Origin of the sequence: Martinezella rhizogenes (assembly GCF_007002745.1) — a bacterium.
Lineage (GTDB): Bacteria > Pseudomonadota > Alphaproteobacteria > Rhizobiales > Rhizobiaceae > Agrobacterium > Agrobacterium cucumeris.
Genome location: NZ_SGNY01000001.1, coordinates 192,860 through 209,690, shown reverse-complemented (window position 1 = coordinate 209,690; position 16,831 = coordinate 192,860). Strand labels below are relative to the sequence as shown.

At 56.8% G+C, this 16,831-nt stretch carries 9 protein-coding genes; 3 read left to right on the top strand and 6 right to left on the bottom strand.

Going from position 1 to position 16,831, the window contains the following annotated elements:
- The first annotated feature begins 191 nt into the window (after nt 1-191).
- Nucleotides 192-1,925, top strand: a complete 1,734-nt coding sequence (mqo, locus tag EXN68_RS00975; RefSeq protein WP_161991146.1) for a malate dehydrogenase (quinone) — start codon at nt 192-194, stop codon at nt 1,923-1,925.
- A 690-nt stretch (nt 1,926-2,615) separates the two neighbouring features.
- Here mqo and EXN68_RS00970 read toward each other — a convergent pair.
- The 6 genes from EXN68_RS00970 to zorA all read right to left on the bottom strand — a co-directional run bounded on the left by EXN68_RS00970 (nt 2,616) and on the right by zorA (nt 11,529).
- Entirely contained in the window at nt 2,616-3,179 is a 564-nt protein-coding gene (locus EXN68_RS00970; protein WP_142839281.1) for a hypothetical protein, read from the bottom strand.
- Nucleotides 3,180-3,278: 99 nt separating this feature from the next.
- Nucleotides 3,279-4,067, bottom strand: coding sequence for an ASCH domain-containing protein (locus EXN68_RS00965; RefSeq protein ID WP_142839280.1), 789 nt, complete (start codon nt 4,065-4,067; stop codon nt 3,279-3,281).
- Nucleotides 4,068-4,086: 19 nt separating this feature from the next.
- Nucleotides 4,087-7,188, bottom strand: coding sequence for a DEAD/DEAH box helicase (locus tag EXN68_RS00960; protein ID WP_142839279.1), 3,102 nt, complete (start codon nt 7,186-7,188; stop codon nt 4,087-4,089).
- A gap of 8 nt (nt 7,189-7,196) precedes the next feature.
- Complete coding sequence (locus EXN68_RS00955) at nt 7,197-8,504, bottom strand: EH signature domain-containing protein (RefSeq protein ID WP_142839278.1); 1,308 nt, start codon at nt 8,502-8,504, stop codon at nt 7,197-7,199.
- On the bottom strand, nt 8,501-9,499 hold the full coding sequence (locus tag EXN68_RS00950) for an OmpA family protein (protein WP_142839277.1): 999 nt from the start codon (nt 9,497-9,499) through the stop codon (nt 8,501-8,503). The genes EXN68_RS00955 and EXN68_RS00950 overlap by 4 nt, the downstream gene beginning before the upstream one ends.
- Complete coding sequence (gene zorA / locus EXN68_RS00945; protein WP_142839276.1) at nt 9,499-11,529, bottom strand: anti-phage ZorAB system protein ZorA; 2,031 nt, start codon at nt 11,527-11,529, stop codon at nt 9,499-9,501. The genes EXN68_RS00950 and zorA overlap by 1 nt, the downstream gene beginning before the upstream one ends.
- 356 nt (nt 11,530-11,885) lie before the next feature.
- Between zorA and EXN68_RS00940 the strand changes: the two genes are divergently transcribed.
- The gene (locus EXN68_RS00940) at nt 11,886-14,921 is read left to right on the top strand and encodes a BPTD_3080 family restriction endonuclease (protein ID WP_142839275.1); all 3,036 of its coding nucleotides are present in this window, start codon (nt 11,886-11,888) and stop codon (nt 14,919-14,921) included.
- A complete protein-coding gene (locus EXN68_RS00935) occupies nt 14,921-16,828 on the top strand; it encodes a GmrSD restriction endonuclease domain-containing protein (protein ID WP_142839274.1) in 1,908 nt (635 codons plus the stop codon). The genes EXN68_RS00940 and EXN68_RS00935 overlap by 1 nt, the downstream gene beginning before the upstream one ends.
- Nucleotides 16,829-16,831: the final 3 nt, after the last annotated feature.

Here is a 16,831-nt window from a genome sequence, read left to right as displayed (position 1 = left end):
TGTCTGATCTTCGCATCCATAAAACTGACAATCCGCAAGACCGCAAAAAATGCCGTTGCGACCATATGTCCCGACGAGCCACCTGCAAAAGTGCTTGAACTGGAGTGAAAAAGTCCGGGTTGTGCCGCTTTGCGCTTTGCTATAACGGGGCGGTCGGGAGGAATGTTTTTAACACAAAACAAGAATCAGGTATGGCCGTGACTCCCATCAATCAAGACAAATCCCAGCTCACTGATCTCTCCCAGGACACTTCCCTTTCCCACGCTTTTCCAATGAACCGCCGTCAGGTTCTGGGTGGCGCGCTTGCCGGGATTGCCGCAGCGGCGCTGCCCTCCTCTCCGCTTCTCGCCAACACGACCGCCAAGAAGGTCGATGTGCTGTTGATCGGCGGCGGCATCATGAGCGCGACGCTCGGTGTGTGGCTGCGCGAACTGGAGCCGACCTGGTCGATGCAGATGCTGGAGCGGCTGGATAGCGTGGCGCTTGAAAGCTCCAACGGCTGGAACAATGCCGGCACCGGCCATTCCGCACTGGCGGAACTCAACTACACGCCGGAAGACGACAACGGCAACATCAAGATCACCCAGGCGATCAACATCAACGAGTCCTTCCAGATCTCCCGGCAGTTCTGGGCCTGGCAGGTGCGCAACGGCGTCTTGAAGAACCCGCGCTCCTTCATCAACCACACGCCGCATATGAGCGTCGTCTGGGGCGATGAGAACATCGCCTATCTGGAAAAGCGCTATCAGGCGCTCAAGGCCAGCCCGCTGTTCGCCGGCATGGAATATTCCAGCGACCCCGAGCAGATCAAGAAGTGGGTGCCGCTGATGATGGAAGGCCGCGATCCGTCCCAGAAGATCGGCGCGACCTGGTCGCCGCTCGGCACCGACATGGAATTCGGCGAAATCACCCGTCAGTTCGTGTCGCATCTGCAGGGTGACCAGAATTTCGACCTGCAGGTCAATAGCGAAGTCTCCGACATTCAGCGCAATGCCGATGGCAGCTGGCGCGTGACCTATGCCAACACCAAGACCGATGCCGAACAGGTGGTGGATGCGAAATTCGTGTTCATCGGCGCCGGCGGCGGCGCGCTGCATCTGCTGCAGATGTCCGGCATTCCGGAAGCCGATGATTATGCCGGCTTCCCGGTGGGCGGCTCGTTCCTCATCAACGAAAACCCCGATGTGACGATGCAGCATCTGGCCAAGGCCTATGGCAAGGCCTCGGTCGGTTCGCCGCCCATGTCGGTTCCGCATCTCGACACCCGCGTGCTGGGTGGCAAGCGTGTCATCCTGTTCGGGCCTTTCGCCACCTTCTCCACCAAGTTCCTGAAGGAAGGCTCCTATTTCGATCTCGTCTCCTCCGTCACGACCAGCAACGCCTGGCCAATGGTGCGTGTGGGCATCGATGAATATCCGCTGGTGGAATATCTCGCCGGCCAGCTGATGATGTCGGATGACGACCGCTTTGCCGCGCTGAAGGAATATTTCCCCAATGCCAAGCAGGGCGAATGGCGCCTGTGGCAGGCGGGCCAGCGTGTGCAGATCATCAAGCGCGACGAAGAAAAGGGCGGCGTGCTGCGGCTCGGCACCGAAGTCGTCTCCGCACAGGACGGCAGCATCGCCGGCCTGCTCGGCGCTTCGCCGGGTGCATCGACCGCAGCGCCGATCATGCTGAGCGTCCTGGAAAAGGTGTTCAAGGACAAGGTGGCAACGCCGGAATGGCAGGCCAAGATCCGCCAGATCGTGCCGAGCTACGGCACCAAGCTCAATGACGATCCGGAAAAGGTACGTGAGGAATGGGCTTACACCGCCGAGCACCTGCAGTTGCCGACCCCGCCGCAGATCGATCTTGATGCGCTGAAGGGTGCCGGCGCGACCCCTGCGGGTGCGCCAGTGAAGAAGGTGCCTGATATCGCGCTTTAAGGCATCGTCGCGAGATTTAAGATTGGACGCCGCGTGTCTCTGGATGCGCGGCGTTTTTTATGAAATCTATACAGAAAACTCGGTGCCTAGATCACATGACTTCTTATGAGGCTATTATCGCTTGATAAACTTGAAATAGACAAAGAGCATCGCGGCAATTCCCCCTCCGATTATAAACGCCCATTTCCAGTCACCGAGATATGCAATTACGGCAAACACGATGATGGGAAGCACCCAGAAAATCCATTCGAAATCGGGCTTGTTTGGGAGTTCGTTGTGGGATGGACTTGGTTCTAATGTTTGGGTCACTACTGTACACTCCTGATATCTGAATTAGAAAATCATAAAAGTGTTGCGGAATCTGCAATATTCAATCTAAAATTGTTTCTATTTGCACATTCTCGCAAAAAGCGTGAAAACTATATATGATAAAAGTCAGGAATGGCTGGGGCGCCAGGATTCCCAGCTAGGGATTTCGCCCTCTTTCAAGCCTCTGAGAAGGTTAACAAATCTTGATCACCTAATATGCTTTTACGACACTCTTGTACGACATTCCAGAACGGCAGTCCGGGGAAATATGGAAGCATGCGGAAATTATTTCCGCGGGGCGACAGTCGTTCGCAGTCCCTATAGCCCCGATAGCGGATCAAAGGCTAAAGCTGCTCGACATCGCCAGCCAAGACGGGAAGTCTACGTCGTCTTTTTCATCAGCCATGCTTCGTAGCGTTCGTCTTTTTTTGAAATCCGCGCCAAGTGCCGGGCTGCCTTTTCTGCCTTTTTGCGCTCACGCTCTAATGGGGCGCTTCGTTCCCGCTCGCGATGGCTACGTATGCGCTTCTGGACTGCTTCATAGTGGGCCCGCATTTTGGCCAGGACAGTTCCCGCCCACGATTCTTGGAGCATCTCATCGAGTCGATTTTCGTCTCCTCGCCGCGAATAGGCGCTGTGAAGACCAAGGATAACAAACATTGTAGTCTCAACCGAAGCGGTCTGTCCGGGGTGCGGACGTACAGCTGCTAGGCTCTCTGCCAGAAATTCGAGGACTTTTGGCTCCAATTGAGGAAGATGCTGCGCGAAAATCATCTCGGAAGTCTCCCGGCTTGAAGTCTCCCGGCAATAATAAGCTTTGCGCAATTCGCCTATAAGCTTAGCGCGGATTGGATAATAACATTTTCCGCAGGCAAAATTTGAGCATCCCCTTTCATTCAACAAGAATTCAAGTAGCCAATCACCGCGAGATTGTCTGCTGCTCATCTTCTTTTCCAAATAAATAGTAAGGGTCGTGAAATAGCTGCATCCGGGAAAGGTATAACCCCTAACAAGACAACGTCAACCAAGAGAGCCTGCCTCACCTCACCGTAGGATGCGAACTCTGTAACTGTAGGGCGCTCCCTCTTCGACGATAACGCGGTCGCCGATACGCGCACCATTGTAACGGAAGAAGGAGCCTAGCCACCCCCTTGCGCGAAAGAACCTTTTCGAGCCATCCAGATCAGTAACAACAAGGGGCCCGCCATCCCACATGATCGATATTTCGCGAGAGGCCATCTCCGCCTTGTTCGAGCCCCCTACTGCATCTTTCGGGAAGCGATGGAAAAACTCGCGTAGATAGATGTGATTGTGATCGAGATTGCCTTGGGTCAGCACGCTTTCGCCGATTTGACGCCACACGGCTTCCGATTGCATGCCATGGGCTTCCAGTTTGACCACCGGCGCCGGCTCCGGGAGGGGCTCCTGTAGCGCTGCAATCTGATCCTTGATCGCAGAGCTTACATTCTCGCTGAATTCGACCCAGGTCACGGCACCGTTTGGGTGCTTGTAGCGCACTGGCGTGGGAAGCCTTATGACGTCAGCCAGAAACCAGGGCCTGTTCCATTTAGCAACCGCACCCGAACGGATCATCTCTTCTGGAATACGGTGGTGTTCAAAAGCCTCGATCATTTCCTGCGGGCTCATAGGACCGCCGGCGCCGGCCAATCGTGCGACGCCATAGACGCTCCCCATCCCCTTCCAGATCAAGCCAAACCATCCGCGGTGGCTTGTACCGGTGGAGCGCATCTCCCAATCTTTCTGGCCACTCAAGATCAAACTGATCCAAGGCGCGTCGATGACCAGCCCTTTGCTCACCCAAATGTCATTCATGAAAATCTGCCATTCTGTATCAATGGATGGGGTAGGAACCGTCAGCTTCTCGCGGCGGCAGCTCCAGCTCGTCGCGGGCAAACATGGCCGCCATGGTCTTGCCAAGAGGGTCAGCCTCCATGCCTAACCGCTCGGACGCCATGCCCTTCTGAAGGCCAGCAACGTCGTCATCGACGTCCCCCATGGGCCAAAGCGCCGAACTGGCGAGGCGACGCTTGCGCATCATCAAGCTCTGGAGGAGGCAGTCAAAAGACTGCTCCCGATAGCCTTCGTGAATGGCCATGGGCAAATGCACTGTAACAGGCCGCGTCTGGCCAATCCGGTGTACGCGATCGTTGCACTGTTCCTCAACTGCCGGATTCCACCATCGAGATAAGTGGATGACGTGGGTCGCCGCCGTTAGCGTCAGCCCGGTGCCCGCTGCCTTCGGACCGAGAACTAGAAGGTCAAACCCCTGGTCGTCATCCAGATGGCGCTGGAACCGGTTCACAATTGCCTGACGTTGAGGAATGGGAGTGTCGCCGTTGATGAGATCGACTCGCGGCAGACCTAATTCACTGCGAACCAACTCGATGAAGCGATACTGCATCTGGCGGTGCTCGATGAAGACAAGGGCACGTTCGCCATTCGCTTTGATGCGATTCAGGATATCCATGGCAGCCTGTAGCCGCGCAGACGATACGACGAACTCATCGTTACTTGCTTTGATTTCCAGCGCCGGGTGGACGGAAACGCTGCGAATGTGATGAAGCATTTTGAGCTGCGCGCCCATGCCTCCTCGCGCAAGCTTCAGTCGGGCATCGTCATATGCCAAGGCCTGAACATCCGGCATCAGGCGGGGGTGAATACGACGGGATTTGGCGGGCAGATCGGTTGCGACCGTTTCCTTCAGGCGGCGGACAGCAAGAGGCGGCGTGCCGCCACGGGGCAGAAAAACCCTGCCGTGCAGCTCGGCCATGTTGTCTTCCTCTGGCTTCGCATAGCGTTGACGGAAATCTTTGAGGCTGTCGAGCGATCCCGGTGCGAGCTGGTCCATGATTGCCCAGAGGTCAACAGTGGCATTCTCGATGGGTGTACCGGTGAGGCCAATTCGAAAATCAGCATTGATCGAACGGGCAGCAACTGCGCGGAGGCTGACAGGGTTTTTCAAGGCCTGGATTTCGTCAAAGACAACGGCGGAAAAGGGTATGCGAGCCAGAGAATGCTGATAGTTCGTCAGCGTCGTATAAGTGGTGAGAAGCCAGTAGCGATGCGCCCGCCCCTCTGCCACGGCTTCATGCAGCGCGCCCAAGTCAAGCTTGGCCTCCCCATCGTCCGTGTCCTTTCCCTTCGCTCCCGTCAGCTTGCGTCCACCGATACTCGACCCATAGAGGCGGATCAGATGACCCAGCCCAGGCTCGTGCATGTGTCGGGCGACTTCCTGCTCCCAATTTTCGAGAAGGGATGTTGGCGCAACAACGAGAACAGGCCCCCGGCTCTCGGCTTGAGGACGAGCGATCACTTCCTTGAGCCAGGCCAGGAAAGAGATGGTTTGGAGAGTTTTGCCGAGGCCCTGCTCGTCGGCATTGAGGACGCCCGGCAATCCGGCCCGCCACGCGCCAACCTGCCAGCTGAAACTCTCCTTCTGATGCCCTTTCAACGGCGTTCGAATGCCCTCGGGTAGGGTGTCCGGCAACTCGGACATGCGCGGCCTGAGCTTAGCGAGCCATTTGAGATCGTCGTAGTTCACTTCGGTATCGAGAACGAATGGGCCCACCTTTTCTGGTTTTGCCTCATCCTCGCCACGGTCGTCAGCGTCTCCCGACACCATCCGCTCGTCGATGAGCTGCAGCATTTCCGGTCGAGCGGGGACCTCCAAATCCTCGAAATCGACGGTCGGCCTTCCAGCCTCAATTGCTTCCTGGACGCGCTCGCGCAGGGTCTGCAGCAGCTCGGCAGTACCCTGCCTATCGAGGATATCGATCAGGCGCGCGCTGAAGTCCTCCGGCAGCCAGCTTGTCCCGCTATCCTCGAACTCGCCGAGACCCGGCTTTTCATACTTGACGACGCCAGTAACCCGTTCGGAAAATTCCCGGGTTTCAACAAGTACGGGACCAACCGCTGCCTCTATGGCTTCCTGCTCGGCCTGGGGCGACAAACCATCCAATTGCCCGGAAGAACGGAGCTGCGCCTCCACTGCTTCCGTTACTCGTGGCAAGGGATTACGGATGAAGGCGCGCCGCTCCTCGGCTGCTGCCTTCTGCATTTCAGCCATCACGGCAAGGGCCGGTGACGCTGACTGTTCTACCACCACGTAACGACCAGGAGATAATCGATAGGCGGGCAGGGCCCCCCTTCCTCTTACCAATGTCTGAAATCGCTGCAGGTCTAGTCCCTGTACCTCGCTCATGGACTCGGAAACCTCGGCGGCTTCAGAAGCGCTACCATGCACCTCCAAGGTATAACCAGAGAACGGCACCACGTCGAAGTCCGTCTCCCCCTTTGGCGAGAGTGAGAAGCGGTCGACGAGACGCACCTCCAGACCGCTCAGAAAATCTGTCATCGAGATACGCGACGCCTCGTCCGAGGCTCCGCTGACAGCACCAGGATCAAGTGCCTTGCGGAAACGTCCTAGCGCCTCCCAATCGGCGGCGTCGTTTCCATCCGGCCGGTAGGCGTCGGCGATGGCGATGGCGTCCATCATCCACATAGGAATTCGTCGCAAACCGTTTGCGGTTTCCAGAATGGCTCCAGTTCGACGTGGCATTTGCCGTTGGCCATTGCGCGACCATTCGTACCTAAGTCGGAAACCTGACGAACCGACAATTCCCTCCGCATCGGTTTTCAGCGTCATCTCTACCAAAGGCGGCAGACCGAGTACTGCGCCTGTTTCACCGGTGACGGACGCAGCGATGCGATGGGACATGACGATGCGATCAGAATCGATCGAAAGTTGTTCGCCGAGCGTGTCCGCTGCGGCCCGTAGATCGGCAATTGCAAAGGCCAGTGAACGTTCGTCGGGACTCAGGTTCTGAAGATCAGATTTGACACTACGGCGCACCAACCGGTGCAGTAGACCCGCGCGCTCGTTCTTTGCGGACAGAGTGATTGCATCTGGAGAGAAAGAAGCTTCCAAGTTCATTTTTTCACCTAGATGTGTTCCAAGACCCAACTCTGCCAGTCGCCGTTGTGCGATTTCGCATTGGAGCCGGGAATGAACCTGATTGCTTCACAGTCATATCGCCACTGGTAGAGCGCAGGCGCACGCTGGTTGGACTCGTCGAAAATGTGGACCTTATAGCTGTGAGAGCCCTCAACGACGATCTTCCTGCCGATCTTCAGTATAAGCAGTGATGTATTCGCGCGACCGTAGCCTGCCGTTTGAACGCCAAATCTCAACGTCCCCTTACCTCCCGCCCCGCGTCGCCTTGCCTCTTTCGCGGCGGAATCGCTGAAAGCAACCCAGGCTGCATCGATACGGCCACGATCATGCAGGCCGAGCCAAAATCTCCTGCGAGGCTCCCACATGTGGCTGTCTTCCACCTCAGAGACGACATCAAGGAAGAACCGGATGTTCTCGCCCGTCAGCCAGCGCAGGATAACCGCCATCCTGTCTTCCGGTACTGCTGACCAAACGCCGCCACGCTGGACACGAGGATCACCGTAAATGCCGATGATGTTCTCTGTGAGGTAGCGTAGGTCATCGGGCTTCGGAGAATGCTTGACCCAGTGTCCAAGCAGAGCCGAGATCGCTTCGCCGGCGCCGGTCGTCTTCGCCTCCCTGCCCTCCGGCTTCAACCACTCGATCAGCCGCTCCATCTCCACCCGCTGATCGAGGTGCGGCTCGATCTGCTTCACATAGGCCAAGTGGACGGCATTCATCAGACCGGGTGCATGAGGGCTGCGAATACCGAGCTTCTGCAGTCCGATCCAGAGGTCGTCCATCAACACCATCTGTCGGCCGACGGCCTCTGCCACAGCGTCGGGTGAGAGCATCTCCGGGATGGCATCGAGCATCATACGCCAGCGAGCTCCGAGACGCCCCGCCGCTGCCGACAATGCACCGGCCAATTGCCACGTATGTTCCGCCTTGGCATCAAAGCTGTCCATGTAGATGGAGAACATTCCGCCGAGAAACCCCGCCCGTGTCGAGGCGCGGGTCTCGCTGTAATAAAAATCTCGCATCTCCACCAGGTCAGGTCTAGTGCGACGATCCTCGTCGAACAACGCCCTGCCAGCGCTTGTAATCAGCGAGAGCTTCGTGTCCTCCCAGCTATTATTCTCCAGTTTGTCCCGCACAATGGCCACGAGTTTTTCACGGTCTTTCTCGGGCGGATTGGCGACAACATCCGGCCAGCGGGATAGAATTCTCTCTGTCCGAGATGCGAGTGAGTTCAAAGCTGGCAAGGCGGGCCTGGCGAACTGAAGGTTCTGGGAGAGGCTCTTGCTGAGGGTCAATTCGCGACACCCCCGGGGTTGTTTTCATTCAACGCCTGCCGAATGCGGTCGATTTCCGCAGACTGGCTTGGTGTGTACATGATGATTCGCAGGTCGACGCGGCGGTTCGTATCTCGTCCCTCCTTCGTCGAGTTGTCCTTAACCGGGCGCATTTGGCCGTATCCTGCGACGGACAGAACGGGTTGATGTCGGAAGTTCAGAAAATCGACTAGCTCGCCCGATTTGCCGAGAATTGTAGAAAAAGTGCTGTTTGCGCGATTGGTAGATAGAGCCAGGTTGGCCGTAAAATCCCCGGTCGAGTCGGTATGTCCCTCAATCTGCAAAGCTTCAATAATCGCATTGCCTGGATTGCATTCGGCCGTCCACTTCGAACGCGGGCCAATCGTATAGCAGGGCAAAATCTGCGATAGCCTCGTTGCGACAGTTTCCACGATTGCCCTCCGGTCGGGGCGCAACGTGGACGATCCGGTTGCAAACAGGCCGTCGCCCTGAAAGCGCAAAGCGTCGGTTTCTTCACTGATAACCACCTCGAGATCAGGAAAATCAATCTTCAACTGGTCGCGTAGAGTTTCGAGAATTCGTCGTCTCTCGATCGCCGACGTGGCTAGGTAGGCTTCCAGTGGGTCAACTTTCCGAAGCTTTTCGAGCGCCTCTTTTAGCTCTTTGATCTCGGCCTGCAGTTTCGCGATATCAGCCTGCAACCGCTCGATCTCCACCTGCTTCTCGTTAATCTCCTGCTTGAGGGTAGCGATCGTTTTCTCATGAACAGCGATGATTGCCTGCAGTCGGACTATCTCCCGTTGCGCGTCATTCCTTTCTTTAATGACCTCCTCATGTATGGGTCTGGGGACGGTGTCCTTTTCGCTATATTGCTGGGCGAAGTAAGCCAGCAAAAGGATGATGATGAAGAGGAAGCTGACGGTCATGTCCGTCATGGACACAAATGCGCTCTCCTCCTCTTCCTCTTTGTAACGCGTCCGGAAACCGCCGCGCATCAGGCTCTCCGCGACTGCGGAGCGAATTGCTCGGCCTGTTCAACGATTTCACGCATGGTATCGAGGGCAGGATTTAGCCTTTCCTGCAGATCGCGCACGTGGCCGAACATGCCTTGGACGGCCTTCTCCACATTTTCCGTGTAGAGATCGAAAGCCTGGCCTAGCTTTCCATCCATCTCATCCAGGCGGTCACCCTGCCCCTTTAGACGTTCCAGCATCACGGAGACACCGCCCAAAGCGTTCTCGATGGATTTCGCTTCCGCCTGGAGGATTTCCTTCGCAGCGGCAAGAGCCGAAGCGGCAGACTCGGCGGTCGCCTCCGCAGACCTCGAAACAGTGCTCGCCGCGTGTTGTGTGCTGTCGGTAAGTTGCCGGATCGAACCTTCCATGCGATCCACGACGGCTTTTACTGGAGTGACAGCGGCAACAAGGGAGCTAGCCGCTCCATTGAAGGTACCTGCAGCCTTTTCTGAAGCGTCGGCACCCGCCTTCACCCCATCGGCCATGCGTCGCATGTTGGACGTACCGTCGTTCAACTGCTTGACCAGCCCCTCCAACCTGGAGCCTATTTCAGCCAGCGGAGCGAGCAAGCCGGCGCCGGCTTTCTCGGAGACCTCTTCCGCAACCCGAGCAATCTCCGCACTGGTGCGGCTGAACACTTCTGCCACGTCCTTGCCGGCATCGCCGATAGCCGAGCTCACCTGCTGACCTGCAAGTTTCATGCGTTCCTGCGCGGCTTCTGTACCTGTTCGCGCTGCGGACTCGATCTCCTGTTTGAAGGATTCAGCCGCCTGGCGCATGTCCTCAGCCGCTGCCGACATGGCGCGCGCACCTTCGCCCGTATTGTCGCGAATTCCCTCAAGCGTACGGTTCATGACCGCAAGGAGCTTCTCGGCACCTTCGTTAAACGTCCCCCCGGTTACCTCAGCCGTATTCGTGATAGCCGCACGGAGGTCTTCCACAGCTTGAGCGACACGTTCTGTCACGCCCTCCATCTCCGAGCCTATCCGCCCCGAGCTCTGATCCAGCCGATCAGCAAGCAACCCAAGCCTTTCACCTGCATCAGAGATTTTCTGGCTCGCCTCGGTCAGCGCGATACCGATAGAATCCGTTAGCTTGTCCGAAATCCCGGACACCATATCTCCGACGCCCTCTGCGCCGAGTTTACCCACTCTTTCTACAATAGGCGCCATGGCCCCAGCAATCGAGCTCTGGATCGCCGCTGGGAGCTCCTCCCTCAAGGGACGGCCAATCTCCGCGACCAACTCCATGCCGATCAATCGGAAATGTTCCCGCTGTTCCCGGGTTGCCTTCAGTTGTTCTGTGGCAAGGGCCTCCAGACTGATATAGGTGAGACGCTGCTCAATGGCGGCACACAGTTCATGGATCGACTGCTCCAGTCGCCCGTAGATGCTTCTAAGAAGGATCGTGAAGACGATTGAGCAGAAAAGCCCCGTCAACGACATGATAAACTTCGCCGAGGCCACAGAAAGCAGCTGTCGCATGACACCGCTATCGATCTCGGCTCCTTGCGCCATAGTCGAGAGAGCGGCAATCAACCCCAGGAACGTCAGAAAAAGCCCAACCGAAACAAAGAGACCGGGTACGATGCGCCAAAAGCCAACCCCAAAACCCAAGTCCTCTGGATTGAGAAACATGGACGGTCGGACGGCATTGCGAAGCACAACCTTGCCGTCTTCCTCGTGAGGTACAAGGGTCTCTCTGTATTTCTCCCACGCAGCCGCCAATTGCCGGCGATACCTGTTCGTGCCTGTCTTCTTGATTGAGGCGGAAAGAACGTCGATATCACGACTAAAATCAGCGCCTGTCGGGCTGTTCTGAATTTCACGTTTTAGCCACTGAACTGCTTTCCTGCGCTGAACGACTTCTCGAAAGAAAGCCGCAGTAAAAACTACCAGGAGAACGACAATTCCTAGAGCGACAATACCCGGAGCAGCCGCATCCTTTACAAGATAATTCGCCGCGCCAAGAATCGAGGCAACGACGAAACTTCCAATTTCCTGAATCACTTAATCCGATCCCCAACCACTACCCTTGAGTGGTAACGAATTGGAAACTATTAGAGGCACGGCCTTGCAATCAAGCGGACCTGGGCGGTTTGGCCAAAACTCCACAAAATTGAACTGCGATGTGATTTAATTTCCACAACTTACGAAAGAGTGCGCGACCCGCGCATGTGAAGCCCGCGAAACCGCGCCATTCCCATGCGACTACCGGGATGCAAGTCCAACTTCTTGAATACCGTTGCAATGAGGAAATAATTTCCGTGTGCAATTCTTCGCGACATGCAGCAATCTGCATCGTAAGAGTTGCATCACCCTCGCGGGGGCGATTGAATGGCGATGCCGATTCTGGGACAGATTGCATGACCAAGCCATTTTACGCCGAGCCAATTCTCAATTCGCCGTATGACGTTCCCACGCGCCATCATGCGCTGTCTGAAAGTGGCGAGCCGCTCAATCAACCGCCCATTGAAGGCCGGCGCCGGTCGAAATACGTGACCCCCGTTCCGAAGAGCCGCAAGATCAAAGCAGACGCCAAAAAGCAGGCTACGCTTGATCTCGACCAGACCAAGGACGGTAGCAGCCACTACAACCCCACGCCGATCATCAATGAAATTCGCGGCCACATCGCGTCATGGCGTTCAATTCCCAATCCAAACGACTGGGGTGTCACGCCCGTTACCCAGCGATTGCTCCAATATTGGCGAAGTGACAACTTCTCCGGCCCCCGCCCCTTTTATTGCCAGGTGGAGGCCGTAGAAACGGCGATCTGGCTTGCGGAGGTGGCACGCAAAAACAAGCAGTACGCTCACATCTTCCGCCATCTCGAAGAAGCAAACCGAGATGCTAACCCAGAAATCTTTCGCCTTGCGCTGAAGTTGGCCACCGGCGCCGGCAAGACAACTGTCATGGCCATGCTCATTGCCTGGCAGGCGATCAATGCCGCTCGGCAGCCGAACTCCAGTTTGTTCTCGAGAGGTTTCCTTATCGTTGCGCCCGGTATCACCATCAAGGACCGACTGCGCGTACTGAAGCCTTCTGACGGCAATAGCTACTATCGTTCTCGGGAACTTGTTCCACAGGACATGATGCCCGACTTGAACAAGGCGAAGATCGAAATCGTCAACTATCATGTTTTTCAGCGGCGCAAGGCTCACGAGCTGAACGCAGTGGGTCTCCGTCTGATGAAGGGCTGGAAAGGCGAAGCAATCGAGGAACTCGAAACCGAGGGACAGATGCTTCAGCGGGCCTGCGGCGATCTCCTGCAGATGAAGAACGTCGTGGTGATCAACGACGAGGCACACCATTGCTATCGCGAACGTCCGGGAAGCCACGAGGAAGATGAACTGAAGGGGGAGGAAAAGGACGAGGCCAAGGAAAACAATGAGGCTGCACGGCTTTGGATTTCCGGCATCGAGGCTTTGAAGCGGAAAGTCGGCGTTCGCGCGGTCTATGATCTCTCGGCGACACCGTTCTTCTTGCGCGGGTCGGGTTATGAGGAAGGCACCCTCTTCCCTTGGGTTGTCTCCGACTTCTCTCTCGTAGATGCAATCGAGTGCGGCATCGTAAAGCTGCCCCGCGTTCCGGTATCGGACAATGCCGTCAATGCCGCCACTCCGGTATTTCGCAATCTATGGGATCACATCGGCAAGAAGATGCCGAAGAAGGGGGCGGGCAAATCCGGCGATCTTGATCCGTTGAGTATACCTGCCGAACTGCAGACCGCGCTCTACTCGCTCTACTCCCATTACGAGAAGGAATACGATGCCTGGCAAAAGGCCGGCATTGGCGTCCCCCCGGTGTTCATCGTCGTCTGCAACAACACTGCCAGTTCGAAGCTCATTTTCGAATGGATTTCGGGCTGGGAACGGGAAGTTGAAGGTGAGCGCCAGACAAAGCACTACGGGCATCTGGAGCTGTTCCGGAACTACGATGACCGCAATGGCAATCGGCTGCCGCGCATGAACACGCTGCTGATCGACTCGCAACAGCTTGAGTCCGGAGAGGCGCTGGATGCCAAGTTCCGCGACATGGCCGAGGCAGAAATCGAGCAGTTCCGTAGGGAAATCAAGGAGCGCGAGGGTGCCGCGGCGGCCGACAAGCTCTCGGACTCGGAGCTATTGCGTGAAGTGATGAACACCGTCGGGCAGAAGGGCCGTCTCGGCGAACAGGTGCGGTGCGTTGTCTCCGTGTCGATGCTGACGGAAGGCTGGGATGCCAACACGGTCACCCACATACTTGGCGTCCGCGCATTCGGAACGCAGCTCCTCTGCGAGCAGGTGATTGGTCGAGGCCTGCGCCGCCAGTCCTACGAGCTGAATGACAACGGATTGTTCAATACCGAATACGCCGACATCCTCGGCATTCCCTTCGACTTTGCCACCGAGCCACAGGAAGTGACGCGCACGCCGCCGAAGCCAACGACACGTGTCCATTCGCTCAAGGAGCGCAACGACCTTTCCATCCGCTTTCCGCGCGTTGCCGGCTATCGCGCCGAGCTCCCCTCTGAGAGCTTTTCGGCCAATTTCTCGGCGGACTCAATCCTCGACCTGACGCCAGAATTGGTCGGCCCCTGTACGGTCCGTCTCGAAGGGCTGGTCGGCGAAGGCCATGACATTTCTCCGGATGCGCTCGATGACATGCGGCCGAACACCGTCGCGACGCATCTCACCAAGAAGCTCATCGAGATGTATTTCCGTGAGCCGGATCAAGACGTTCCCTATTACCTCTATAACCAGCTCCAGCCCATTACGCGACGCTGGATTGCCACTTGCCTGAAGCTCACTGGTGGCACCAGGGCGGGCATGCTGACCTATGCCGAGTTGGCGGAGAAAGCATCCGAACTCATCTACCAAGCCATAGTCCGCAGCGCCGGTGAAGATGGGGAGAGTGTCGTGAAGGCCATGCTCGATCCGTACAATCCGCACGGCTACACCGACCACGTGTCCTTCATCACGACCAAGCAGACGCTCTGGGAAACCCGGCTTTCCCACGTGAACTACGTCGTCTGCGATAGCGATTGGGAGGCGGAATTTGCCCGCGTCGTGGAAGCGCACCCAGCTACGATCTCCTACGTGAAGAACCAGGCACTTGGTTTCGAACTACCCTATCGCTCAGGCAGCGTGCCGCGCCGCTACCTGCCGGACTTCATCATACAGGTTGATGACGGTCACGGACCGGATGACCCGTTGAACCTGATCGTCGAGGTTAAGGGCTTCCGCGGTCTCGATGAGCAGATCAAGGCTGAGACAATGACGAACTTCTGGGTCCCCGGCGTCAACAACCTAAAGGTCTATGGCCGCTGGGCCTTTGCCGAATTCCGCAATGCTTTTGCGATGGAAGAAGACTACAGCAAGTTAGTAGCTAACTTTAGCGCGAGAATCCCCGAGGAGGCATGATGACTGGCGCAACGTTTAAGACGAATCCATTTTCGCTGCACGAATTGCTCAGCAACTGCCAAAAAGGCAATCTCCAACTTCCTGACTTTCAACGCAGTTGGGTATGGGACGAAGATCGCATTAAAAGCCTGATTGCTTCCGTCTCGCGCGCGTTCCCGGTGGGCGCACTAATGACGTTGGAGACCGGCGGCGAGGTCAACTTCAAACCTCGCCCCGTTGAGGGCGCGCCGGATTCAGCAAAGCATGTTTCGCCTTCTTCTCTCCTTCTCGATGGCCAGCAGCGGATGACGTCGTTGTACCAGGTCACCCTTCGTAACAAGGTGGTCGAGACCGTCACACCGAAGAACAAGCGAGTGAAGCGGTGGTTCTACATCTATATCGAAATGGCGCTCGATGCAGAGGCCAATCGAGAGGAAGCCATCGTAGGCGTGCCTGAAGATAGGATTGTTCGGACTGATTTCGGCCGGGAGATCAAGCTCGACCTCTCGTCGCGGGAACACGAATATGCGTCGATGATGTTCCCGCTGACTGAAGTATTCGATTGGGACGACTGGCAGGACGGGTTCAACGACCATTGGCAGGGTGACGAGGGCAAATCCGCAAAGGAGAAATGGAAAGCCTTCAAGAAGGATGTCCTCGATAATTTCAAATCGTACCAGGTGCCGGTTATCACCCTGGACAAGGCCACGACCAAAGAAGCTGTTTGCACCGTCTTCGAGAAGGTCAATACCGGCGGCAAGCCGCTCGACGCCTTCGAGTTGGTAACAGCCATGTATGCAGCGGATGGTTTTGAGCTACGCAAGGACTGGTATGGGGCCGACGGGCAAAAGGGCCGCCACCAAAGGCTTGCAGAGACTCTACGGCCGGCTGGGCGGGACACGGGCATCCTCGCCAACGTGACAAACACCGATCTCCTACAGGTGATTTCGCTCTTCCATACACGCGACAAACGACGTGCCGCCGAATCTGAGGGAAAGCAGGGCAAGGACCTGCCCCAGGTGACGGGCAATCGACAAGCCCTCCTCAATCTACCACTAAGTGCGTACACCGCCTATTGCGACAAGGCCGAACAGGGTTTCGAGCGGGCTGCCAAGTTTCTGTTCGAACTGAACATCTATAAGGTCGAGGACCTGCCTTATCAGTCGCAGATAGTGCCGCTGGCCGCGATCCTCGCAGAAAACGAGGGAGCTCTTCACCACGCCACGCTGAAACAGCAGCTTCAGCAGTGGTATTGGAACGGCGTCTTCGGCGAACTCTATGGCTCGGCCGTCGATACCCGGATAGCGAAGGACTTCATGGAGGTACCTGTGTGGCTGCAGGGCGGCGCAATGCCTTCAACTGTCAGCGACACAACGTTCCGGTCCGATCGCCTGAAAACCATGCGCATGCGCCTCTCGGCGGCCTACAAGGGCATGAACGCCCTGCTGATGAAGGAAGGCGCTCTCGATTTCCGATCCGGTCTGAAATTTGACCATATCGTCTTTTTCGGCGAGAGCGTCGACATCCACCATATCTTTCCGAAGAAGTGGTGTGAGGACAACAAGATCAAACCGGAAGTTTACGACTCCATCATCAACAAGACACCGCTGACCTATCGCACCAATCGCATTATTGGCGGCGTTGCCCCTTCGGACTATCTGGCTACCCTGGAGAAGGGCACCAGTGCCACCCCACCGATCGAGGCTGCGGAGCTCGACACTTATTTGTCTTCACACCTTGTCGATCCGTCTTTGTTACGGGCAGACAGGTTCATCGAATTCATGGCCGAGCGGCAGAAACAGCTTCTCGCGCTGATCGAGAAGGCAACAGGCAAACAGGCTTATCGCGGCAATCAGCCGGAAGAAGGGATCGACGCCGAGAGCGAGGGCGATGAGGCCGAAGCGCAGCTGACAATCGCGGCGGAGTAGCAG

Coding starts and splice junctions, on each gene's coding strand:
- EXN68_RS00970 (WP_142839281.1), bottom strand. CDS start 3,179: ATGAGCAGCAGACAATCTCGCGGTGATTGGCTACTTGAATTCTTGTTG.
- EXN68_RS00965 (WP_142839280.1), bottom strand. CDS start 4,067: ATGAATGACATTTGGGTGAGCAAAGGGCTGGTCATCGACGCGCCTTGG.
- EXN68_RS00960 (WP_142839279.1), bottom strand. CDS start 7,188: ATGAACTTGGAAGCTTCTTTCTCTCCAGATGCAATCACTCTGTCCGCA.
- EXN68_RS00940 (WP_142839275.1), top strand. CDS start 11,886: ATGACCAAGCCATTTTACGCCGAGCCAATTCTCAATTCGCCGTATGAC.
- mqo (WP_161991146.1), top strand. CDS start 192: ATGGCCGTGACTCCCATCAATCAAGACAAATCCCAGCTCACTGATCTC.
- EXN68_RS00950 (WP_142839277.1), bottom strand. CDS start 9,499: ATGCGCGGCGGTTTCCGGACGCGTTACAAAGAGGAAGAGGAGGAGAGC.
- EXN68_RS00935 (WP_142839274.1), top strand. CDS start 14,921: ATGACTGGCGCAACGTTTAAGACGAATCCATTTTCGCTGCACGAATTG.